The following is a 25,590-nucleotide window of genomic DNA, read 5'->3' as shown; positions in this document are numbered from 1 at the left end:
CCATGAACCACCTCCCACGTCGCACTATCCTACGCGGGCTTGGTACCGCGCTGAGTTTGCCTTTGCTCGACGCGATGCTCCCCGGCGTTACCAGTTCTGCATCGGCAGCTCCATCGAAATTCGAACCTCTTGAGCGATCGGTGGGTGTGCAGCCCCGAGCGATCTTCTGCTATGTCCCCAACGGCGTCAACATGATGCAGTGGATGCCAAGCCAAGCGGGCGGGCAATACCAACTTTCACCAACGCTTGAAACGTTAGCTGGTTTTCAAAATGATTTTACAGTCTTCACAGGCTTGGGGCATCCGGCCTCTCAGGGCGGGCACAGCGGAGCTGATACTTGGTTGACCGGTGCCGATCTGACCGCGGTCCCTGGCAGCGACTACAGCAACAGCATTTCCATCGATCAAGTGATTGCAGGTCAACTTGGTACGGCAACACGATTTCCTTCCATCCAATTAGCGGATGCAAGTGGAACGGGGTCGGCTGGCCACTCGCACACGCTGTCGTTCAACCAAAGCGGTACGCCGCTGCCAGCAGAAAATTCGCCTCAACGATTATTTGAACGATTGTTTGTTCCAGATTCGGCCAGCGATCGGGCCGCTACCTTAAAAAGGTATGCGGAAAAGAAATCGGTACTCGATAGCGTGCTGGCGGATGCCAATCGACTGCGCGGCCGATTGAATTCCAGCGATCAGCAAAAGCTTGATCAATACCTCGGCAGTGTGCGAGAGACGGAGATTCGCGTCGAACGTTTGGAGTCTTGGATTGACATCGCCAAACCCAACGTAGACTCGCAATTCTTGCAGCTTGGCAGTCAGCCCGGCAACGCGCACGATCGACCGATGTGGATTGATGTGATGCTGGAGTTATGTTATCTCGCGTTTTTGACCGACACGACGCGCGTCATCACGTTTGAATGGTCACGAGAGGCGGGCGGATTTGGCGGAGGCGGCGAGAATCATCATGAACTGTCGCACCACGGCGGAGATCCCGACATGCTGAAGAAGCTGGCGGCCATCGATCGATTTCATCTGTCACGACTGGGACGATTTCTTGATTTCTTGAAGCGAACCAGCGATGGCGAAAGCAACATGCTGGACCATACTTTAGTCATGTATGGTTCGGGCATGAACAGTGGCGAAGGAGGCGAGCATTCGCCGAAGAATTTGCCGTTGTTGCTTGCCGGGGGGCAACGCTATGGACTGCAGCATGGGCAGCATCGAGCGTTCGATGCAGTTAGTCATCCGCCGATGTCGAATTTGTTACTATCGATAGCTCAGCGGATGGGGATTCCGGCGGATCGTTTCAGCGATTCAACTGGCACGCTCGCCTAGCGGCCTTTCAGGCCGAAGATTGTTGGTTGTACTCCGAACCGGGACCTACCGGCGCCGGCATTAATTGTAGGTGCCCTTCAGGCCCATGCCACTTGTGACATCTGGCATAGCGGTAGCGTCTACTGGCCCGAAGGGCTAATACAATTATTGCCGGGGCGGGTTCCGCCCCGGTCCATGGTGGTTGTACTGCGAACCGGGGCCTACCGGCTCCGGCATTAATTGTAGAGGCCTTTCAGGCCCAAGCCACTTGTGACATCTGGCATAGCGGCAGCGTCTGCTGGCCCGAAGGGCTAATACAATTACTGCCGGGGCGGGTTCCGCCCCGGTTCAATGCCCGCGCAAAACTCCTCTGGCCCGAAGGGCCAGCACAAATCAGTCGAATACATACTTGGAATCATATTCAACTTCATGCTTGTCCAGCAAATCAACATATTCCGACTCAAACGAAATTTTCTTATGTCGTTGGACTTGATTTGCGATATACCGATAGACATTGTCGCGTACTGACGTGCTTACGGTGAATGCGCCATATCCGTCCTGCCAGCCGAACTTAAGCAGCAGTCCGCTGGTGGAATTAATGTGAGCGCTTGTCGTTGATTTGAGTTGCCCGATGACATCTGCAACAGCCAACCTCGTAGGAATTCGCATGAGCAGATGGACGTGATCAAGATAACCTCCCACAATCAAGGCCTTGCAATCGAGATTGGCACAAGTGCCCGCCATGTACGCAAATACTTTCTCTCTAAAGCCGTCGGCCAGATAACGCTTACGGTTCTTGGTACTGAAGACGATATGGTAAAGAAGTTGTTGGTGTGTGGTCACAGCACGAGCCCTCTAGTCGCGTTTGTTACGGCCCTCCGGGCCTTAAGATTAGTTATGTTCCGAACCGGGGCCTAACGGCCCCGGCATTAATTGTAGAGGCCTTTCAGGCCTAAGTCACTTGTGACATCTGGCATAGCGGCAGCGTCTGCTGGCCCGAAGGGCTAATACAATTACTGCCGGGGCGGGTTCCGCCCCGGTTCAATGCCCGCGCAAAACTCCTCTGGCCCGAAGGGCCAGCACAAATCACATCACGACGATCGCTTGCCTCGCCGCAAGCGATGAACCTTCTCCTCCTGAGTCAACATCCCCCATTTCAGCTCAACATCTTGATCATACTGCTTGCCCAACTGCAACGCCGTCGCCGCTTTGGATAACTCGAAACCCAGATAGAACGCATGTGACGCATCAATATTGCGAGATTCTGGTAACTGCATCAACTGATCCATCATCAAAAAAGGATCACTGCCACGAATATGCACATTGGCCGCCAGGATATGAATCTGCGTGGCATCAACAATGATTCGATAGTTGTTGTCTTTGATACTGCTGGCAAGATCCTGAATACTCGATTCGGAAAAGAACTTTAAACGAGGATCACGCAACATTACCAAGCGTGGATCGACACGTTTGGGTGGCAGAGAGTTCTTCTGAGCAAAATGAACTAGCCGCCTTGCGACGTCGCATTCGGCTACGCTGCTCCGAGCCCAATTGATGACCTGGGTCGTTAAAATGGAGTTGACTTGCAGCTCTTCGCAGATCGCCAGCAACATCACATTCAAGCCCGCCGAATCCACATCCGTCAGTTCCGTGATATTGCCGATGCCCATCATCATGTTCGCTTGCGGAAACTCCTTGCGAGCTTGTTGATATCGGCCCAGCGAATTCAGAAACCCACATCCAATGGGATCGAGGATCGGATCAATCCGGTAGCGAATGCCATACCGCTGGAGCTCATTAATGGTCGCAGAAATTGAAGAAAGCCAATCGGAGTTCGGCGATGGAATGACGACCACTTCAGCATTCCAATCCTTGGCCGCTTGGCAGTTCGTCTCGTTGACCGAGAGTACTAGTTCGGCGCCGTTTGCGACTGCTTGATCGACCTCCCAAGTGTCGAACGAATCGATCGAACAGCGGATATCTTTTTCGCGAAGTTTTTTCACCGCTGCACCAACCTCATTCCAACGTTTGCCGGGATCGCATCCCAGGTCGATGAGGTCCGCTCCGCAAGCCTTTAGACGCAACGCTTCGTCGACCAGTGCATCTGAATCGAAACGCCCCGCATAGTTCACTTCGGCAATGATTTCGATACTGTAATCGCCATAGTCCGCATGCTTAGGCGTTTGTCCAAACAGCGTGCCCAGGTCGCGAACATCTTTGGGGCCGATGATCACTTCCGCCGAAGTCATAGACTGAAGTTCTGCACGATCGTCTTGCAAATAGCCAGGAACGATCACGAAGTTGCAGTTGTTTTCCACTTCCAAGTGACGTCGCAACCATTTGGCGGTCATCAAAGCGGCAACTGTAATGGGCAGCACCGCGATTTGGTAAGTGAACTGGTAACGCGCTGCCAAGTCGGCGACGATTTCACGCACCGAAGATTGCGCAAGCTTGCCGGTAACAAACAGAATGTGTTTGTGTTGACAACGCTGTGCAAAGCTCTCGTTCATAGTTCATTACCATCCTAGTGATGTTGCAAAAATAGTTGCTTCCAGTATAAAACCCTCTTGACCAAGTTTGACTCAAGTATAGAACATTGCAAACGAGAAGTCTTATTCGAAGTTTTACGACCTGCTGCTTCAGTCGTTTGCTTCACGTGGCCGAGACTTCTCGTTTTTTTATGCGCTGATTTTCATGCAAACTTTGACTCACAAATCGATTCTGTATGAAGACAGTTGGATCATAGCGATCAATAAGCCTAGTGGTCGGTTCACTCAGGCGGCTTATGGTGTCCCCAATCTGCAAGAGGACTTGATCGCCTGGCTGTGGGCACGCGACGGTGGCGCTGACAAACCGTTTGTCGGGATCATTCATCGCTTGGACCGGCCCACCAGCGGCGTACTGTTGTACGGTCGAACGGCCAGTGCGGTCCGGCAAATGAATGAGCAGTTCCGAGCGCGAACACCCTCCAAGACTTATTTGGCAGTCGTAGACGGCATTCCGGACGCTCAATCAACCGCTGTGGATTGGATGCGAAAGATCGATGAGGTAGCGCAAGCGGAGCTTTGTGAACCAGAAGCCGAAAATGCCAAGCAAGCGATCCTGCATTGGCAACGAGTGGCCAGTAACGGTCAGCAATCGTTGTTGAAAATCCAGCTCGAAACGGGCCGCATGCACCAAATTCGGTTGCAGCTAGCAGCGCGTGGCTTTCCAATTGTTGGCGACAAGTTGTACGGTGGCTCGTCATTTGAGTCCGATGGCAACGACGCATTGCAGCCGACATTGTTTGGGCTGCATGCCGCAGAGCTTACGTTTCGGCATCCGAAGTCAGCCAAGCAAATGACGCTGACCGCTCCGGTCCCCGAATCGTGGAAGGAAGCGTTCCCTTTGTTGACGCGTCAGAGTTGAGAAGGCGTGGAGCAAGGTAGTAGGCACACTCCGTGTGCCGTAACAAGATTGTTCTGCTACGGCACTCGGAGAGTGCCTGCCACCATATTGTACGCTAGCAAGGTCGCTTCGATCTGTCGCACGCCGCGTGCGTCGTGATCGTCGGTCGAGCGTGGCGAAGGAGCTTGCAATGCAAATCGCTGACAGACCACTTCTTGATGGCCGCGCCGAGCGATTGCGACAAAGACCGTCCCATCACCGATCGGGTTTTCCGTATCGCTTCTTGATCCCGCCAGCTTGGTCAACCGCTGCGAATCGTAGTCCGCGATGCTAGCAGTCGGGCCCAAATGACCGGTGATGGCCACTGCGATACCAGCACTTGGAGTCCGTGCTAGTGTTGCCGCAGCCAGCGCTTGCGTCACGGGCTCGCTGACCGGCCCCAATTGCGGATCGTCTAGCAAGTCGCTGGGAATCTGCAGCCAGTCGTGCTTGGTCGTGGTCTGATAGACGACCAGCGAGCCAGCGAGCACTTTGGAGACCCCTGGAAACCGGCCCAGCGACGCGGCAGCCAGCCCCGCAGTGCAGCTTTCGCAGAAGACGATCGAAGTTTTGGCTAGCAGCAGTTGGTCGAACAGCCGTTTTGAGGTTTCTAATAGCATGAATCAGGGGAATCCTGTCAAATGTCCGTTGATACGAAATCAAATGCTTGGTAAATTGCACGGCCCGCAGGCTCAGATTGTATCCAATTGAAAGGTTCTTTGGTGTTTGAGCGGCAGACCGTTAACCCCTCGTCGGTGCCAACCACAAATCCGTCGCAACGCGAAGACCCTCGTTTTCCCCGTTTCGACTTCTCGCTTTACCCAGCCTCTCCGGTTTAACACTCTCTGTTTCCCGAAAGGACTGTCTGTAGTTGTCGATGGAAATGTGATCATGGAAGCTGCCGAGTTTGAAAGTCCTTTACTCGCATGGTAAATCGTAATCTTATTCGTTCTCTCGAAGATGACTCCATAGTCGCGCTGCTCGACCAAATGATGGAGGATGCAGACGGTGAAGAACTGCTGCTGGAAAGTTTAGAAGATGCTAACAAGCAGTTTGACGTAAATCAGATCGTCGAAGGAAAAATTGTAGAAGTCAACGACGAATTCGTTGTTGTCGACGTCGGATTCAAGAGCGAAGGGGCGATTCACCGCAACGAATGGGACCCGGACGAGCCACCGCCAGCCGCAGGCCAAACAGTCAAGGTCTTGATTGAAGAAGTCGAAGACCAATTCGGATTGCCCGAAGATCAACGCAACATGATCAGCCTCAGCAAGCGCAAGGCTGAGAAGATTCTGGAATGGGAACGCATGATGTCCCAAGTTGCCGAGGGCCAAGTGGTCACCGGTACGGTTGTTCGCAAGATCAAAGGCGGTTTGTTGGTCGACATCGGCGTCAACGTCTTCTTGCCAGCGAGCCAAGTCGACATTCGCCGCCCGAACGATATCGGTGACTTCATCGGTCGTTTCGTGCAATGCGAAGTGCTTAAGATCGACGACATCCGACGTAACATCGTTGTCAGCCGCCGCAGCTTGATCGAACGCCAACGCGAGGAAGATCGCGAACACTTGATGGCGGAACTGGAAGTTGGCCAACTGCGCAAAGGTGTGGTTAAAAACATCGCCGATTTCGGCGCGTTCGTCGACTTGGGCGGCATCGATGGCTTGTTGCACATCACCGATATGTCTTGGGAACGCATCGGTCATCCAAGCGAAATGGTCAGCATCGATCAAGAAATCGAAGTCAAGATTCTGCAGATCGATCGCGAGAAGCAAAAGATCGCTTTGGGACTCAAGCAAAAGCTCAAGAACCCTTGGGAAAACATCGAAGCCAAGTACCCTGTCGGTACGGTCATCAATGGCGAAGTTGTCAACGTCATGAGCTACGGTGCGTTCATCAAACTGGAACCAGGCATCGAAGGCTTGGTCCACATCAGCGAAATGTCCTGGACTCGACGTATCAATCATCCAACCGATATGGTTCAGATTGGCGACAAGGTCGATGTCAAGATTTTGGGCGTCGACGCTCAAGGTCAACAATTGTCACTTGGTATCAAGCAAACTTTGGCCAACCCATGGGACGAAGTTATCGCGAAGTACCCAGAGAACAGTCTGGTGTCTGGCAAGGTCCGCAACTTGACCAACTACGGTGCGTTCATCGAACTAGAAGAAGGCATCGACGGCTTGTTGCATGTGTCCGACATGTCTTGGACTCGCAAGGTCAGCCATCCAAGCGAAGTTTTGGAAAAAGGCCAAACGTTGCAATGCCGTATTTTAAGTGTGGACCAAAGCCGACGTCGTATTGCTCTGGGACTCAAGCAATTGGACGATGATCCATGGCATACCAGCATCCCTGCGAAGTACGCTCAAGGTCAAATTGTGAAGGGCAAAGTGACCAAGATCACGAACTTCGGCGTCTTCGTCGGTTTGGAAGATGGCTTGGAAGGGCTGTTGCACATTTCGGAACTATCGGACGACAAGATTGAAAACCCAGAGACCATCGTCAAGGTTGGCGATGAGATCGAAGTCAAAGTCTTGCGAGTGGATAGTGACGAACGCAAGATTGGCCTTTCGCGTCGCCGCGTCGATTGGACCGAAGAGCAAGAAGGTGCTGCAGCCAAGGCGGAAGCCGCTAAGGTGGAAGCCAACAAGGCCACCGAACTCAAGGGTGGATTGGGCAGCGACGGTCCGCTGATCGGACCATCCGAATAACGGCAGCTTGACCATCCGTTTGGCCTCGCTGAAGTGTTGGCCAACGGTCATTATCAATTTAAAGAACCGCTCTCATGAGCGGTTCTTTTCGTTTGTAGGTGCTTCGTAGGCCGGAACAAAGTCGCAATCTTCGTTTAACCGTCAGCCGCAGGCGTACGCGGCGCACGGTTGTTTGTAGTACCGCCTTTAGGCGGAATTCGTTTGAGTTTTCCCCATGCTCGCGGCCGGCTGAAGCCGGTACTACGAACAAGCATTGAACGCAATCTGCGTCTAACCGTCTGCTGCAGGCGTAAGCGGGATCATTATGCTTTGCCTGCTTGAAGCAATGGACGCTATCCATGATAATCTAGCTAGACAACGCCAACGACCTCTCACAAGAAAACCTCATGACTATCGATCGCAAAGACTTCGGGCGAACCACACAGGGCATCGCCACTTCGCTCTTCACACTTACGAATGATCGTGGGGCCAGCATCCAGCTCACCAATTACGGCGCGATACTCGTTTCCGTAAATGTGCCCGATGCGGATGGCAAACTGGCGAATGTTAGTGCCGGTTTTGACAATCTGGAAGATTACCTCAAAGGCCACCCCATGTTCGGGTCAACCATTGGGCGATTCGCAAACCGTATTGCCAAAGGAAAATTCTCGATTGGCGACGATGAGTATTCGCTGGCGGTCAACAGCGGGCCCAATCATATCCATGGCGGCAAAATCGGCTTTGACAAAAAGGTATGGCGAGCGACGGAGGTCGAGGATGCAAACGCTTCTGCGATTCGATTCGAACTGTTTAGCCCTGATGGCGACGAAGGCTATCCCGGCAACTTGCATGTCTATGTTACCTACGCTTGGGACAACGACAGTCGCCTCTCAATCCACTTCGAAGCGACGACCGACCGCGATACCCACTTGAACTTAACCAACCACGCCTACTTGAACCTTGGTGGCATTGGCAGTGGCAGTATCACTCAGCATGAATTGCAATTGCACTGCAGCAACTATTTGGAAGTGGACCAGCACTTGATTCCCACCGGCAAGATTTTGCCAGTGGCAGGAACTGCATTGGATTTCACGAAACCGAAAGCGATCGGCTTGCACATCGATGAGATGAAGGCAACAAGAGGTTACGATCATTGCTTAGTCATCGACGGCGAGATCGGCACGTTGCGTCCTGCAGCGACGGCAATCGATCCCCAATCGAAACGAGGTCTTGAGGTCCAAACGACTCAGCCCGGCATTCAGCTCTACACCGGCAACCATTTAGGCGGAAATGACCGCACGGCAGGACTTCGGTCCCATGAAGCATTCTGTTTGGAAGCTCAGCATTTTCCCGATAGCCCCAACAAGCCAGAGTTTCCTTCGTCCCTATTGCGTCCAGGCGAAACGTTCCGAGAAACATCCACCTATCGATTCTTCGTGGTCAGTTGATCGCGTCGCATGGTTAGTGATATTTGTTATGTTTTCCTGTGGCCGGACCCCATTAAAGCGTGCGTACGAGGGACTTCCAGTCCGTCGTGGACCGTGGTCAACGGGCTGGAAGCCCGTGGTACAAATAATACTGGCAGACTTTTAAATGCCGCTAGCCTAACAACAAAGCTTACTTCAACTGCCTGTGGTGGGGCCACACGATTGCATCCAGCTCTTCATGCATGAGCTCCAGCGTTTCGTTGACATTCAACGTGCCCTTAACGATACGTGCAGAGTTCAAAAGGTACAGCCCTGGTGTTTCTGTTAACACCGGCGGCAGATTCTGCGAGTAATTGAGAGTCGGAATTGCCATCACCGATCTTGCTCGAGCCGTTTGAATCGCCGTCACTTGGTCTCGATGGAAAGCTGGATACATCCGCTCCAAAGTCGTCAAGCAGCGTTCATGGATCACGGAGTCATCTTCATGAAATCGCGCATCATCACTGAGCATGTATTGCGGCAAGTAAACAAGATAGTGTCCGCCCAGCTTTTCGGGTGGTAAGATCGATCCCATTTCAATGATGCCCGTCAACGGCACCCAATCATCCAGGATGTTGGTCACGTAATAGCCCCCCAGCGGCTCTTTCAATAAGAAAGACGTGCAGATCACTCCGAGGTATTCGACTTGTTCCAGGCGTTTACGTTCGGAATCGGTAAGCGTTTCGCATATTCGCGCTGCGGCATTGGTTGGTGATGTCACTAAAACGCGATCGAAGCTGTCGGACATCGCTTGATCATGGCCGCCAAGCACCTGAAGCTGTTGGCTGTTGGCGTCGTAGCTTACACGCTGCACCGGCGCGTTCAACTGGATGGTTATACCGGCGGCATGAAGTCGCTGCTGCATCGCGTCCAAGATGCGAGCATATCCGCCAGGAACATAGCCAAACATCTCACGCTTCATGCCACTGCGTCGGGCTTTATACATGCGGTCGATATAAGCCCAAATAAAGGCCGCGGATGTTCGACGGTAAGCGTCTCCCAGTTTGGCGCGCAGAAGCGGCAGCCATACCTTTTCAAACGTCGAATTACCACTGCAACGCCGCAGCCACTGCTCGACCGTCATCGACTCCAGCGCTTTCCAGTTCTTGATCTTGGAAGCGTAGAATATCGTGCTGCCGAGCCGGAATTTTTGGTAGAGATTCAGTACCCGAAACTTCAGGAAATCGATCGACGTCGACAACGAGTGTAGCTTTCCGTCAGCGTAAAAACCTGTCCGCGTCTGTACCCATTGAATCTCTTGGTCCAGCTTCAACTCATTCAGCAGCCCCCGCAAGACGGAATCCGAGAGCAGAATCACGTGGTAGTAGCGATCCCACGTGGCGTTGTCGATTTGCCATGCACTTGCTAGCCCGCCCAACCCAGGTGCCGCTTCAAAGATCGTGACCTCTTGGCCACGTTTCCGCAACTCCAGTGCTGCTGCTAGCCCCAGAATTCCACCGCCTATGACCGCCCATCGCTTTCCAGGCGAAACTTCAGTGCTATTCATCTACAATCATTGTGCTTGGGACGCTTTCGTCACTCATTGTGGATTCGTTCTTTTTCGATCGACGTCGAAAATACTCAAGGACTTTTCTTCCTCTTCATTTTTACCAACTCTAGCACGTTCCTGCGAGATGACAATCAGCGGGTCCAATTGCGTCCAAACAGGAGCGGTCGACATTACCGTCGCCACAAACTGGGCCCCTTGCACAACCCAGATCACCACACCCGTACTCAACACCGTCGTTAACATCACGTTCTCGATATTGAATGCGTTCTTGTCAACTTCTAAATCTCTCGACTCATACCGCTCTGCAGTGTCGGGCGAGTATCGCTCAACGGTACGCACCGAAATAGAACTGTTGAACGAATCTTGCTTCCAAACCCGCAGCGTGTCGGTGTTAAAGTTACCAACGACGTTGGTTAATCGGCTGAACTCCCGCGAGGCGTTGCCGGAGAGTCGAATTGGTTCGCTATCGGATCGCTTTTGCATCTCGCCCGCTTGCAACTTCGACTCGTCCTGCATCACATTCGCTCCCACCGTTTGACGAGCAGTATCACGATTGGCAGAACCTGTACCGTTGCCGTTTGCGGCTGCTTCAGGATCAACACCGCTTGGCGTCCCGCTAGCCGAACTACCCTCGGCCTCTTTCGCACTCGCACTTCGACTGCTGGAACTAGACGAACTTGTGTTGCTGGTGCCCGAAGAACTGCCAGAGTTCGCTCCAGACGAACTGGTCGACGAAGAACTGCTGGTGCCGGAACCACTGGACGATGAACTTGAAGTTGGCGATCCCGAGTTGGCCAAGATATTGATCTGGATCGTGCTGGTAACTACCGCCGATTGCAAGAAGCCATCCGTTACGTAGTAATCAAAGCTGACTGTCCCTGCAAAACCAGCCGCAGGCGTATAAATCATTTCACCATTGTTATTGATGACCAACGAGCCACGCGATGGACCCCGTGTAAGCACCACTTGCAACGCATCATTCTCGGGATCGGTATCGTTAGCCAGCAGACCTGGAGCCGCTAGATTGATCGGCGTAATCGAATTGGTCACAAAGGACTCGGCCCTTGCCGTAGGAGCTTCGTTGACATCGAGCACTTGGATTATAAAGCTTTGCGTCGCCGTCGATCCATCTTGGCTGGACGCTTGCACGATGATCTCGTGCGAAGCTGCAGTTTCAAAATCTAGGAGCGATCCATTGGCAACGGTCACCACACCCGTCAAGCTATCGATCGCGAATCGTCCATTTGCACTTTGGACCAGCGAATAGGTGACGCTATTGTTGGTCGCATCTGCATCGACTGCGGACACGGTAAGCCCAACGAATGTCCCATTGGCGGCGTTCTCTTGTACTGCATTAGGCGTTGGTTGGATGTCGACCGGCGCGGTGACACCGAACTCATTGACGTCATTGATCGTGATGGTGAATGTTTGCGAGGTCGTCGATCCGTCACTGGAGGTCGCTTGGACAGTGATACTGCGCGTAGCACCGTGAGCTTCTCGATCGATAGCCGCCGCGGTTGTGACAACGCCGGTGGTCGGATTGATTTGGAACAGTCCGCCTGGATTGCTGGTCAGACTGTAGGTGATCGTGTTGTTGGTCGCGTCGAGATCGAACGCATTCGCAGTAATACCAACGGCGGTTCCGATAGCGACGTTCTCGTCGACTTGGTTAGGCGCATTGTCCAAGTCGGTTGGCGTCGAGACATCGAACTCATCGAGATCATTGATCGTGATGTTGAATGTCTGCGTTGCGGTGGAACCATCGCTGGAGGTCGCTTGAACCGTGATGCTGCGCGTTGCACCGTGAGCTTCACGATCGATAGCCGCCGCGGTTGTAACAACACCGGTGTTAGGATCAATCTGGAACAGGCCTTCTGGATTACTGGTCAGACTATAAGTGATCGTGTTGTTGGTCGCGTCGAGATCAAATGCATTGGCAGTGATGCCCACGGTGGTTCCGATCGCTACGTTCTCGTCGACTTGGTTCGGCGCAATGTCAAAGTCGGTTGGCGTCGTGACATCGAACTCATCGAGATCATTGATCGTGATGTTGAATGTCTGCGTTGCGGTGGAACCGTCACTGGAAGTCGCTTGGACCGTGATGCTGCGCGTAGCACCGTGAGCTTCACGATCGATAGCCGCAGCAGTAGTAACCACACCCGTTGTTGGATTGATTTGGAACAGGCTGCCTGGATTGCTGGTCAGACTGTAGGTGATCGTGTTGTTGGTCGCGTCGAGATCAAATGCATTGGCAGTGATGCCCACGGTGGTTCCAATGGCCACGTTCTCGTCGACTTGGTTCGGCGACGCATCCTCATCGGTTGGTACGCTTACATCAAACTCATCGAGATCGTTGATGGTGATCTCGAATACTTGTGTTGCCGTCGATCCGTCGCTGGAAGTCGCTTGAACCGTGATGCTGCGCGTTGCACCGTGAACTTCACGATCAATCGCAGCCGCGGTTGTGACAACGCCGGTGGTCGGATTGATTTGGAACAGTCCGCCTGGATTACTGGTCAAACTGTAGGTAATCGTGTTGTTGGTCGCGTCGAGATCGAATGCATTCGCAGTAATACCAACGGCGGTGCCGATCGCTACGTTCTCGTCGACTTGGTTCGGCGCCGCATCCTCATCGGTTGGTACGCTTACGTCAAACTCATCGAGATCGTTGATCGTGATCTCGAAGACTTGTGTTGCTGTCGATCCATCACTGGAGGTCGCTTGAACCGTGATGCTGCGCGTAGCACCGTGAGCTTCACGATCGATTGCCGCAGCAGTAGTAACAACACCGGTGGTCGGATGGATTTGGAACAGTCCGCCTGGATTACTGGTCAAACTATAGGTAATCGTGTTGTTGGTCGCGTCGAGATCAAACGCATTCGCAGTAATACCAACGGCGGTTCCGATAGCGACGTTCTCGTCGACTTGGTTCGGCGCATTGTCCACGTCGGTTGGAGTCGTGACATCAAACTCATCGACGTCACCAATCGCGATCGTGAAGATGCGAGTGGTGAACGATCCGTCGGTGGAAGTCGCTCGAACCGTAATGTTGTAGCTAGCGGCCGCTTCGCGATCGATGGCTCCGGCAACGGTAACCACGCCGGTTGTTGGATCAATCGCGAATCGTCCATCGGCATCGAGGTCCAATGAGTAGCTTACGGTGTCGGTTCCATCGTCGTCAGTTGCGAAGGCCGTAATGCCCACTTCGGATCCAATCGCGCTGTTCTCCAGCACAAAGTCCGCATCCACATTGCTATCAGAGATTGGCGAGACGGCGGATTCGTTGACGTCGGTAACGTAGATCGTGAAGACTTCCGTCGAGAACGATCCGTCGGCACTGGTGGCTCGCACCGTGATTTGATGCGAAGTTGCTGTTTCATAGTCGAGTTCTGCGGCAACGGTAACGACACCACTGGTGGCGTGAATGTTGAAGAGCCCGCCGGCGTCGTTGTCGAGCGTATAAGTGATCAAGTTGTTGGTAGCATCGAGATCTTGCGCGAACGCAGTGATGCCAACCGCCGTGCCGATGGCAGCGTCTTCGGCTACCGAGTTAGCCCCGGAGTTGGTATCGGTGACGGGTCCAACGTCAAACTCATCGAGATCGTTGATCGTGATCTCGAAGACTTGTGTTGCCGTCGATCCATCACTGGAGGTCGCTTGGACCGTGATGCTGCGCGTTGCACCGTGAACTTCACGATCAATCGCAGCCGCGGTTGTGACCACACCCGTGGTTGGATTGATTTGGAACAAACCGCCTGGATTACTTGTCAGACTATAGGTAATCGTGTTGTTGGTCGCGTCGAGATCGAATGCATTCGCAGTGATCCCAACGGCGGTTCCGATGGCTACGTTCTCGTCGACTTGGTTCGGTGCCGCATCCTCATCGGTTGGTACGCTTACATCAAACTCATCGAGATCGTTGATGGTGATCTCGAAGACTTGTGTTGCCGTCGATCCATCACTGGAAGTCGCTTGGACCGTGATACTGCGCGTTGCACCGTGAGCTTCACGATCAATCGTCGCCGCGGTAGTAACCACACCCGTGGTTGGATTGATTTGGAACAGTCCGCCTGGATTACTTGTCAGACTATAAGTGATCGTGTTGTTCGTCGCATCGAGATCAAACGCATTGGCGGTAATACCGACGACGGTGCCGATCGCCACATTCTCGTCGACTTGGTTAGGTGCCGCATCCTCATCGGTTGGTACGCTTACGTCAAACTCATCGAGATCGTTGATGGTGATCTCGAAGACTTGTGTTGCCGTCGATCCGTCGCTGGAAGTCGCTTGAACCGTGATGCTGCGTGTTGCACCGTGAGCTTCACGATCAATCGCAGCGGCAGTGGTCACAACACCCGTGGTTGGATCAATCTGGAACAGTCCGCCTGGATTACTGGTCAAACTGTAGGTGATCGTATTGTTGGTCGCGTCGAGATCGAATGCATTGGCGGTGATGCCGACGGCGGTGCCGATCGCGACGTTCTCGTCGACTTGGTTCGGCGACGCATCCTCATCGGTTGGTACGCTTACATCAAACTCATCGACGTCGTTGATCGTGATCTCGAAGACTTGTGTTGCCGTCGATCCATCACTGGAGGTCGCTTGGACCGTGATGCTGCGCGTTGCACCGTGAACTTCACGATCAATCGCAGCGGCAGTGGTCACAACACCCGTGGTCGGATTGATTTGGAACAGTCCGCCTGGATTACTGGTCAGACTATAGGTAATCGTGTTGTTGGTCGCGTCGAGATCGAATGCATTGGCGGTGATCCCAACGGCGGTGCCGATTGCCACGTTCTCGTCGATCTCATTGTCGGATAGATTTAAGTCGGTTGGCGTACTGACACTGAACTCGTTCACATCGATCAGTTGAATAACAAAATCTTTTTCATACCAAAGCCCGCCCGCATCGGTCACTCGTACGCGAATCGTATGCTCAGTCGCCGCTTCGTAGTCCAGTAAACTACCGTCGGCCACGGTGATCTGTCCAGTCGATGTTCCGATCGCAAAACGATCGTCGGGATTGCTGACCAAGGTGTACGTGAATGTCTCACCTGCATCGACGTCAACGCCCGCGACCGAGCCAATGATGGTTCCGTTGGATGCATTCTCTTCGACGGTTAGTGAACCCGAAGTGATATCGTGCGGCGCATCGTTGGCCCCTTGAATGGTGATGGTGATTTGAGTGGTGCTGGTTAGCCCATCGGTATCACGCATCGTGTAGGTAAAGACGTCGGACAGTGTATTGGCCGTGGTCCGGAGCGCTTGTACGTCCGCATTGTTGTTGTCGACGATGTAGGTGTAGGTTCCATCGGCGGCGATGGTGATCGAACCGTAGGCACCTGAGAGGGCCTCACCAACAAAGCCCAAAGCGTCAGGTTGGGACCCAACGGCGACACCGATGACCGTCTTGGTATCGCCGGTGTCGACGTCGGTGTCGTTGGTCAAGACATTGCCTGTCGGATTCGTTCCCGAGTTTCCATTGCCGATCCCGCCCGCTTCGACGGCGATGGCCGCGTCAGGATTCGCAATCGGAGCATCGTTGACATCGGTGACCGTTAAGTTGACGGTGCCAATCGCATTGCTTATCGCAGTGGTCCCGCCATTGAAGCCACCGCTGACATTGACTTTCGTCCCAACTGTTCCGCTCGTTTGATCCCAAGCGCGGAAGGTAAAGCTGGCGGATGTTCCGTTTTGCCCGTCTGGGACAAAGCGAACGAGGTCCGTGTCTCGCAGCAGGAGAGCTTGTGTATTGGAAACCACGCCGACGTTGAGCCAACTGCTTCCGCCATTGAGCGAATATTGCCAAGTTCCGTTGCCGCTCAGGGTACGAATGGCGATACCTTCTAAGGAACCAGCACCATCGGGATCAGTCAATCGGTCATTGCCTAGCGAGGCCAGGATCGAGGCGACGGTTTGACCTGGATTATTGATTTCGTCTTCGGTGATGCTGTTCATCACGAAGGGACTCGAGTTGTCTAACACCGGTGCATCATTAACATCGGTGACTGTCAACTGGGCTGTTGCGACATCGGCGCTGAAGGAACTTGTTCCGCCGCCAACACCGGGGTTAGCATACTGCGGCACACCAGAACTCGACGCAACGCCCGTTAGCTGGTCCCAAGCACGGAACGAAAGCGAAGCGGTCTCTCCTGTGATTCCATTGGGAAGGTAACGAATCAAGTCGGTGCCATCGAGCAACAGTGCGTTGGCCGCGCTAACCGGGCCAAAGTTGGTCCAAGTAGTCCCATTGAGCGAGTATTGCCAAGTTCCATTGCCGGTCACCGCAGTGATGGCCACTCCGGGTGCCGCACCGAAATCAACATCGTTGTAGTTAGCACTGGAAAGCAGCGAGCTGGCGGTCACGGGCGTCGAAGCGGTATCCTCATTGGTGGCTCCTATCGAGAACGTGTTGGCCGTGATCGTCGGCGCATCGTTCACGAAACTAACACTGATCGATGCTTCTTCGACAGCCGTACTAAACGCGGTTGTGCCACCGTTGGCGGACGCATCAGCTTTGTCGCCCGCAGCGCCGCTGGTCTGATCCCATGCGCGGAACGTAAAGCTAGCTGTCGTGCCGTTTTCACTGTTGGGCACGAAGCGAATGAGATCTGTGTCGCGCAGAAGTAGTGCGTTGTCCCCAGCGACGACTCCAACGGCCAGCCAGGTAGCACCGCCATCGAGCGAATACTGCCAGTTGCCATTGCCACTTGAGAGCGACGTGATGGCGATCCCTTGTAACGCACCTGGGTCAACGTCCGTGATTCGATTGCCGCCTGCACTGGCGATGATCTGGGCAACCGTGTTGCCGCTATTATTGATCTCATCTTCGGTGATCGCAGTCAACGTCATCGTGCCCGTGTTGTCCAGAATCGGCGCGTCATTGACGTTGGTAATCGTGAAGTTGAAGGTGCCCGATGAGGCCACGCCGCTGCCATCGTCGACGGTGAATTCGAAGCTGTCGGTCGCCGTTTGCGAGTCGTCATGGTCGTAAGTGACCAGACCAGCGTCGATGTCGGCTTGGGTGAAGGTGGAACCGGCGGATAACGCCACTCCGCTTAGACGCAGAGTTCCGTTCGTGGGCAGTGCAGTGATGGTGTAAACGAGTTGGCTATTGGTGTTGTCGACGTCGGTCGTTTGCAGCATGCTGCTAGTGATCACGTTGCCGACGGAACCTTCGTCGACGGTGGAGCCGGTGTTGGTGGCGATTACTTGTTCGTCGTTAGCTCCTTCAATCGTGATGGTGATTTGCGTGGTGCTGGCCAGACCGCCGCTATCTTGCATCGTGTAGGTGAAGGTATCGCTCAGTGTCTGACCGACGTTGAGTGCTTGAACGGCCGGGTTAGTGTTATCAACGGTGTAGGTGTAGGTTCCATCCGCGGCGATGGTGATACTACCGTAGGTGCCCGATACAGACGCATTGACTGAACCGTTTGCGTTCGTCTCGATTCCGGCGACGACACCGATCACTTCCTTGGTGTCGCCCGTGTCGACATCCGTATCATTCGTCAGGACGTTACCGGTTGGGTTGCTTCCTGCAGTACCATTTGCAACTCCGCCCGCTTCAACGGCGATGGCGGTGTCAGGATTTGCGATTGGCGCATCGTTGACGCGAGTGATGATTATGTCGCGTGTGAGTATGTTGCTGTCGGCCTCGCCGTCGTTGACAGTGAAGCTGATCGTGCGCGTCGTCGTATCGGGATGCTCGCTCGAGTTCGAGTACGTAATGCTACGAATGGCGGCTTCGTACTGAGCCAGCGTGGCGGAACCAGTGAGTGTCCAGGTGCCAGTTGTGGAGTTGTAGCTTCCTGTGATACCGTTTTGGTTGGTGAACGACAACGTATCTTCGTCGGCATTGTATCCGGAAGTGAACTGGACCGTTGCCGATTCGATATGAGTATCATCAACGTCACTGAAGCTGATCGTCGATGTGATCGCGACTGGCCCGTCGTTTTCGGTGTAGCTCAGCGGAGCGGATTCGATGTTCGCAGCGACCGGCGCGTCATTGACGTTGGTGATAGCGAAGTTGAAGGTGCCCGATGAGGCCACGCCGCTGCCATCGTCGACGGTGAATTCAAAGCTGTCGGTCGCCGTTTGCGAGTCGTCATGGTCGTAAGTGACCAGACCAGCGTCGATGTCGGCTTGGGTGAAGGTGGAACCGGCGGATAACGCCACTCCGCTTAGACGCAGAGTTCCGTTCGTGGGCAGTGCAGAGATGGTGTAAACGAGTTGGCTATTGGTGTTGTCGACGTCGGTCGTTTGCAGCATGCTGCTAGTGATCACGTTGCCGACGGAACCTTCGTCGACGGTGGAGCCGGTGTTGGTGGCGATTACTTGTTCGTCGTTAGCTCCTTCAATCGTGATGGTGATTTGCGTGGTGCTGGCCAGACCGCCGCTATCTTGCATCGTGTAGGTGAAGGTATCGCTCAGTGTCTGACCGACGTTGAGTGCTTGAACGGCCGGGTTAGTGTTATCAACGGTGTAGGTGTAGGTTCCATCCGCGGCGATGGTGATACTACCGTAGGTGCCCGATACAGACGCATTGACTGAACCGTTTGCGTTCGTCTCGATTCCGGCGACGACACCGATCACTTCCTTGGTGTCGCCCGTGTCGACATCCGTATCATTCGTCAGGACATTACCGGTTGGGTTGCTTCCTGCAGTACCATTTGCAACTCCGCCCGCTTCAACGGCGATGGCGGTGTCAGGATTTGCGATTGGCGCATCGTTGACCGCTACGATCGTAAGTCCAGCCGTATCGGTAGCTATGGAGAAGGCTGTTGTACCACCATTGGTTGTCGTGTCTGCCAAAACACCGTTACTACCGCTGGTCTGATCCCAAGCGCGAAACGTAATCGCATCGTTGATTGTGCCGTTGTAGTCTGCGGAAGGTGCGAAGTAGATACGTGTATTCGCATCGGCAGCCAGCAGTCGCGCGCTGGCATCGCTGACGCTGCCCATTACTTCCCAGTTCGCTCCGTTATCGGTCGAATAGTACCACGTACCATTGGTCGAGTTGGTTCCGGTAATGGCGATACCTAGCAGTGCACCGATATCGTCATCCGCCACATTGTCGACTTGTCCACCGGGCAGTTGGAAATCAACCAGTGATGAGACCAGTGTTCCGACTGCTCCAACTGGCAAGCCCGCGTCTTCGTTGATCGATACTAATACTGGCGTGCGTGAAGGATCAAGGACCGGGGCATCATTGACATCGGTGACAAGGATGGACGCGGTTTCCGTCGCAGTACTGAACGCGGTGGTTCCACCGTTGCTGGCTGTTGAGACTTTGGTCCCCACAGTTCCGGAAGTCTGATCCCAAGCGCGAAAGGTAATCTCGCCGGTAGTGGCGTTGGCACCGTCCGGAACGAAACGAATCAAATCGGTGGCTCGCAACAGAAGAGCTGACGTGTTGGAGACGACACCCACATTTGTCCAATTCGTGCCGCCATTGGTAGAGTATTGCCACGTACCGTTTCCATTCGATGTTGATGTAATGGCAATCCCTTTCACGGCGCCACTATCGACGTCCGTAATGCGATCACCGCCCGCGGATGCAATCACGGATGCGACCGATTGACCATTGTTATTGATTTGATCTTCAGTGATCGTCGTCAGCGTCATCGTGCCCGAATTGTCCAGCACTGGCGCATCATTAATCGATGTGACGTTAATTGTGACCACGTCGCTGGCTGTGCTGAATGCGGTGGTCGCGCCTGTCACACTGGCATCGACCTTGGTACCAAAAGTACCGCTAGTCTGATCCCAAGCGCGATACGTTATCAGCAGCGTCCCCCCATTTTGGCCATCGGGCGCAAATCGTACTAAGTCTGTTGACCGCAACAAAAGTGCGCTATTGCCTGCGACGGCACCAACGTTTAACCAAGTTGAGCCGCCATTGATGCTATACTGCAGTGCCCCTCCCGAGCCAGTTATGCTGTAAATTGCGATACCTTGCACAGCCCCAGCATCGACATCCGTTACGCTGGATGAAATCAGCGTAGCTACGGTAGCGCTAAAGGGTGCTGCATCTTCGGTGGTGTTATATTGCGGCCCGTAGGGCGTTAGTACCGGTGCATCGTTAACTGCGTGAACCGTTACCGTAACAGTTGCCGTTTCTGTGACGTATCTTCCCACGGCCCCAGACTGCATCAGCGACGTCTTGACCATTGAAGTATCAGGGCCACTATAGCTCGCAGTGAGACTTTCGGACCCTGTGTTCTCGAAAAAACGGATTTCGATCGTATGCTCACCTGCGGCGAGAGCAACCGCGCCGCTTTGTTCTGCAAACGCATGGGTGCCATCGTTGTTGACAATCTTGGTGCCATTAATATAAAGCGCCGAGCCGTCGTCTGATCCGGTAAAGAATGTATAAGTGCCGCCGGTGTCAATCTTTATGACGCCAGTGTATCGCAACGAAAACGTATCATCACTGCCTGTAAGCGCCAATGCGATTGCAGAGACCTCGAAGTTTGCGTCAACACCGACTGTTCCACCGGAAGTTGGGATATTGTCGACCGTCATTCCCGCAGGTGCACCATCAAAAAATTGATAGTTTAGTGCTCCCGTTGCAAAGGTTTGAACCGTATAAGTAAAAGAAGGGGCACCGTTGTAATTTGCATTTGGCGTGAACAGAAGTTGACCGGCATGATTTAGCGAGACTTGACCTCCGGTTATAATCACCGCTGCTCCGCCAGCCGTTATAGCATTGCCGTTTACTGCGGTTATGATCTTGCCAGAGCTAGTAAATGTATCGTTACTGAACACTGTAATGGTCGTTGCAGTGTCTTCGTTGGTGCTGACGCTGTCATTGAATGCGTCTGTCGCCGCTGTAATATAGATATTCCGAGAATCGGTGTCCGTTAACACTCCGCCAGATCCAGTGTTGCCACCATCGGACGTGACCACTTCTAACTGGACTGCTCCGTTATTGTCCGGTTCAGGTGTAAACGTCGGTGTAGAAGCGCTAGCCAAGTATGCGTTGAGATTGGACATCGTGCCCGAAAGCAAAATTGTCCTAGTTCCAGAACCTGTTACTGTGACACCACCGCCAGACGCCGCGTTAAGAACTCCAGAGCCAACCCTTATGGTCATCAGGAATGTTCCACTGCCGCCATCAACATCAGAGATACTGATTCCGGTTAGGACCAGCGTGCCGTCTTCTGCGACAGTCCACGAGGCGGGCAATGTGTTCACCGGCGCGTCGTTTACGGCATTAATCACCAGACTAGCAGTGTCTGTGGCCGCTGAGAATGCCGTATTGCCTCCGTTTGTGGTTGTGTTTGCTAGACCGCCATTGCTACCCGACGTACGATCCCATGCACGAAATGTGATCGCATTGGAAATCGTACCGTTGTAGTTTGCGTTGGGCTGAAAATATAGCCTTGTGTTTGCATCGGCGAACAAAAGCCTAGCATTCGCATTGCTCACAGCTCCGAGCGCAAACCAATTCGTCCCGCCATTGATACTGTACCACCAAATACCATTTGTCGTGTCAGCGGCAGTTATCGCGACTCCGATTGCCGAATTTGACGAATAGGTGACATTGTCAAGTTGTCCTGCTGGAGTCGCGAGGTCGACCAAATTGGAAATCAGCGACCCGACCCCTCCGGAGGGCGCGCCTGAATCCTCGTTCTGTGACACTAACGTCGGACTTTTCGAAGCGTCTAAGACTGGAGCGCTGCTCAACTCGAACGATCCGATGTCAGGAGATCCGTCGCGTGCTATGCCACGTATATCCGTTGTAGGAGCCCCCAATGGATTACCGTTATTTTGCGCCAGTCCACCTACGGAGATGGAGTAGTAATATTGACCTGACGCCGTGTCCAGGGTCACTGTGGGATAATCCACGTTCAACGAAACGTCGTTACCCGCTAATGTAAATCCTGAATAGTTCTCAATTACATTATAACCATTGGAGGTAATGGCTCCGTGGACGTCCTTCCCACCCCATTGACTGGTATTGTCCGCGATAATGGAACTGCTGAGGTTCAACGTTCCTGCCGAACGGAAAATGCCACCGCCGTTTCCAGATGTTGCATCATTGTCAGCGATACTTGTGAACGAAATATTCGCCGTGCCTCCGGTAATTCGTACTGCACCACCGTCATAGGCCGAAGTATTGCCGGTAAACGTCGCATTCACGATGGTGGTCGTTCCACCTGCAATATTAATCGCCCCGCCAGAATTGGCGCTACTATTGACGAAACTTACACGGCTTAGCGAAGTCGTTCCGCTCGAATATATGGCGCCGCCTTCTGTGTTAGCTGCAGTGTTAGAGTGAAACACCACATCCGTTACATTAAGCGTGCCAACATTGTAAACAGCGCCGCCTGCATAATTTCCCCCGCTACCTCCGGTAATCGTCAGCGAACTTAACGTGAGTGTACCTCCAGCAAAGACGTGAAATACACGATCTCCCAACGACGAAGCGTTGATAATTGTTTGAGTCGGAGACAAACCGATGATGGTAATATTCGTGAGGATGTCTAGGTCCCCCTGTGCGGCCAAATCTTCCGCGACGTTTGCAATGGTTAAGTTGTATGTGCCCGCGCCAAGGTAGATCGTGTCCGATCCCGCAGTGTTATTAGCCGCAATAATCGCTTCCCGTAACGATATCCCACTGCCGCCCGGGTTGGATTGAAGGTTTGCAATGCTGGAGGTCGTCCCGTTGTTCTCATCATTGGTCGTGGTTACGGTTATATTCGCGAGAACGTGTTGCCAACTCGCTTGCAGATCGCTTCCAAACACCACGGCGGTGTCAATCAATCCAATTTGATACTCAAGCTCCCAGTCGCCGGATTGCTGCGCATGCCCTGTTAAATTAATACTCGCCGCGATATCAGCTCCTGTTAGTTCGGAAAGAGAATGCAGAAGAGATTTGCCAGCGTCAGTCGATGCAACGTTGCAGCCATAAATTAAAATGTCCCCGTTCTCACTCAGCGCGTTCCCAATGTTCGCAAAGGTCGCATGATGATCGTCAAGAATATCATTAGTGAGCCATGTATTCCCCAACTGGATTGCACCATTGGATCCGTGCGTAAAGATATGAATAGCATCGATCGGCTGTCCAATCGTCGACAGGTAGTCCACAATTTGGCCCAATCCGTCTTGGTCGGAGTTGATGAATGCGATATGTATCGATGCCCCAATGGTATTCCGGCCTTGCAAATCGGCAATAATTTGCTCAACGTCATTTAGGTCGGCGTCTATAAAAACGATTTCAGTGCGATGCGATTCAGCAATCGTTCGCGAATCATGAATTGCTCCCTGGTCCAGCCATTGGCTCGATGATTCAGCTTGGATTGTGCCATCGACCTCTTCATGTTTCGATTCAGTATGGATTTGAGAAACAAGTTCATACATAAAGTCAAAAGTTGCATCTTGATATCCTACGTCTTCGATGGGTAATGGAGTGCCACTGGAGAGGATACTTAGTTCTATACATGCAGCGTCTACTTCATTCGATCGCATTCTAATATTGTCGTTGCCGGAAATGATATTCCGATCTAGTGTTGTTGTACCGCCAATGACATCATTTGCACCATTGTAGATGTTGATGCCAAGGTGATTGCCAGTGCCACAATCTGCGTTACCCGCATGGTCGGTACCGATGAAGTTTCCGACGATCGCGTTATTGCTGGAATAGATTTCAATTCCTGCACTGGTGAAATCGCTTATGTTGAATCCACGAATCGTGCTGCCAGAACTACCCAAAATAAGAGTAAAACCGTTGGCAACTGAGTCAGTACCACTGATCACGATCAGAGGCATGCCAGCGAAATCTGATTCCGTCGTTGCGTTGATGGTGACGGTATCCGAAATATTCAACCTGCTAGACACAAGGATGGAGTGGACACCGCTACCGGTAATATTGAAATTGATCGTATCGTGTCCGGCCAGCGCGTTGGCATCCAGGATCGCTTGCCGCAATGAACCTGCACCGCTATCGTTGGTATTGGTCACAGTAAAGGTCGCCATCAGGCCACGCCAAGCCGACTGCAGGCTGGCGCTGACGACAATCTCCGAACTGACTTCACCAATCTGATACTCTAAGATCCAATTGCCGCCAAACTCTGCAAGCCCCGTCGAATCGATGCTCGCCGCGACATCCGCTCCCGTTAGATCCGAAATCGTCTGCAAGAGAGCTTGGCCCTGAGATGTGCTGGCAAGGTCGCACGCGTAGAACATCAAATCGGCATCTTCTTGCAAGACTGCTCCCCACTGCGCAATCTCCGATTGTCGGGCAGCGAGAACACTGGAATCAATCCAAGTACTCCCCAATTTCAATGCGCGATCGGTACCGTGACTTAAGAAGTGAATCGCACTGACGGGCGTCGAAATCTCATCCAAAGCCGCTGTGATTTGCGTAAGCCCATCGCTCTGCGCATCAATGACGACAATCCGCCACAGTCCGGAATTGCTCTTGTCCTGCAGATCAAACAGTACTTGTTCATAATTCTCTAAACCCGAGTCAATGAACACTACCGCAATCGGCTCGGTCAGCCCCACGGTTGGATGATTCAAATCCGCCAGTGCAGGGCCGTCGTCCTGCCACAGCGTCGTCAATACGCTAGCGTCTTGGACCTCGCCTGTTTCATGCTCCGCCTCTGCTTCGATCTGGGCAACCAACGTGTCCAGATGGTCGAACGCTGGGTCAATCTGCAACGGTTCGTGGGGAAGCAATTCATGGTATACGTCAGCGTCAACCGACTCCTCTGCATAACTTGTGTTGGCGAGAAGTTCCGATTCCGAGACATCTAAACTGAACGTTTGCTGCACCGCTGCATAATCTTCCAGGGCAGGATCGTAAGCCATATCCTCGATGGGAAATGGGGTACCACTAAATAGAATTCGTGGTTCGATCACCACCGCGTCGACTTGGTTTGGACGCTTCGTGCCAAAAATATATTGATGGATGTAGCCACGCAGCAGGTTTATCCGCGCATTCCAGCTTTCAGCTTTCTGGTCACTTATTTTTGTGAGACGTTTCATAGATTCGATCGTCAACTGGAAATCCTATTCCCCAGTGGAAGGGTCGGTTACGTCTAGCGATTAGGCAAGGTCGACTGCTTACACAGATTCTCAATTGCGGTTGTACTTGGACGATGACAACACGAAGTCCAATTGCAGAGGCTATTACGAATGTAACGACGGTATGCAAATGTGCATTAGATATGACTGCTTAG

The 25,590-nt window shown here is 53.1% G+C and carries 9 protein-coding genes; 4 read left to right on the top strand and 5 right to left on the bottom strand.

Going from position 1 to position 25,590, the window contains the following annotated elements; genetic code table 11:
• Positions 1-2 precede the first annotated feature (2 nt).
• Positions 3-1,334 carry a DUF1552 domain-containing protein gene (locus SH302x_RS17855; protein WP_479363822.1) on the top strand — a complete coding sequence of 444 codons (1,332 nt, stop codon included), beginning with the start codon at positions 3-5 and terminating at the stop codon, positions 1,332-1,334.
• 372 nt (positions 1,335-1,706) lie between these two features.
• On the opposite strand, the gene tnpA is transcribed toward SH302x_RS17855, so the two are convergent.
• Together tnpA and SH302x_RS17845 are read right to left on the bottom strand one after the other, a co-directional pair.
• The gene (gene tnpA, locus SH302x_RS17850) at positions 1,707-2,156 is read right to left on the bottom strand and encodes an IS200/IS605 family transposase (protein WP_479363820.1); all 450 of its coding nucleotides are present in this window, start codon (positions 2,154-2,156) and stop codon (positions 1,707-1,709) included.
• 248 nt (positions 2,157-2,404) lie between these two features.
• Entirely contained in the window at positions 2,405-3,823 is a 1,419-nt protein-coding gene (locus SH302x_RS17845; protein WP_479363819.1) for a DUF6513 domain-containing protein, read from the bottom strand.
• 184 nt (positions 3,824-4,007) lie between these two features.
• Here SH302x_RS17845 and SH302x_RS17840 point away from each other — a divergent pair, with 184 nt between their 5' ends.
• Complete coding sequence (locus tag SH302x_RS17840) at positions 4,008-4,721, top strand: RluA family pseudouridine synthase (protein WP_479363818.1); 714 nt, start codon at positions 4,008-4,010, stop codon at positions 4,719-4,721.
• 56 nt (positions 4,722-4,777) lie between these two features.
• Here the strand turns inward: SH302x_RS17840 and SH302x_RS17835 are convergent, their stop codons facing one another.
• Positions 4,778-5,359, bottom strand: a complete 582-nt coding sequence (locus SH302x_RS17835) for a CinA family protein (RefSeq protein ID WP_479363817.1) — start codon at positions 5,357-5,359, stop codon at positions 4,778-4,780.
• A 306-nt stretch (positions 5,360-5,665) separates the two neighbouring features.
• On the opposite strand from SH302x_RS17835, the gene SH302x_RS17830 reads away from it, so the two are divergent.
• Positions 5,666-7,447: a 30S ribosomal protein S1 gene (locus tag SH302x_RS17830; RefSeq protein ID WP_479363816.1), complete on the top strand. Its 1,782-nt coding sequence runs from the start codon at positions 5,666-5,668 to the stop codon at positions 7,445-7,447.
• Positions 7,448-7,833: 386 nt separating this feature from the next.
• Complete coding sequence (locus SH302x_RS17825) at positions 7,834-8,874, top strand: aldose epimerase family protein (RefSeq protein WP_479363814.1); 1,041 nt, start codon at positions 7,834-7,836, stop codon at positions 8,872-8,874.
• A gap of 169 nt (positions 8,875-9,043) precedes the next feature.
• Here the strand turns inward: SH302x_RS17825 and SH302x_RS17820 are convergent, their stop codons facing one another.
• On the bottom strand, positions 9,044-10,399 hold the full coding sequence (locus SH302x_RS17820) for an NAD(P)/FAD-dependent oxidoreductase (RefSeq protein WP_479363813.1): 1,356 nt from the start codon (positions 10,397-10,399) through the stop codon (positions 9,044-9,046).
• A gap of 33 nt (positions 10,400-10,432) precedes the next feature.
• Entirely contained in the window at positions 10,433-25,396 is a 14,964-nt protein-coding gene (locus tag SH302x_RS17815) for a cadherin domain-containing protein (RefSeq protein WP_479363812.1), read from the bottom strand.
• Positions 25,397-25,590: the final 194 nt, after the last annotated feature.

The organism is Njordella calcicola, from assembly GCF_056494125.1.
This window is presented reverse-complemented; position numbering and strand designations above follow the sequence as displayed.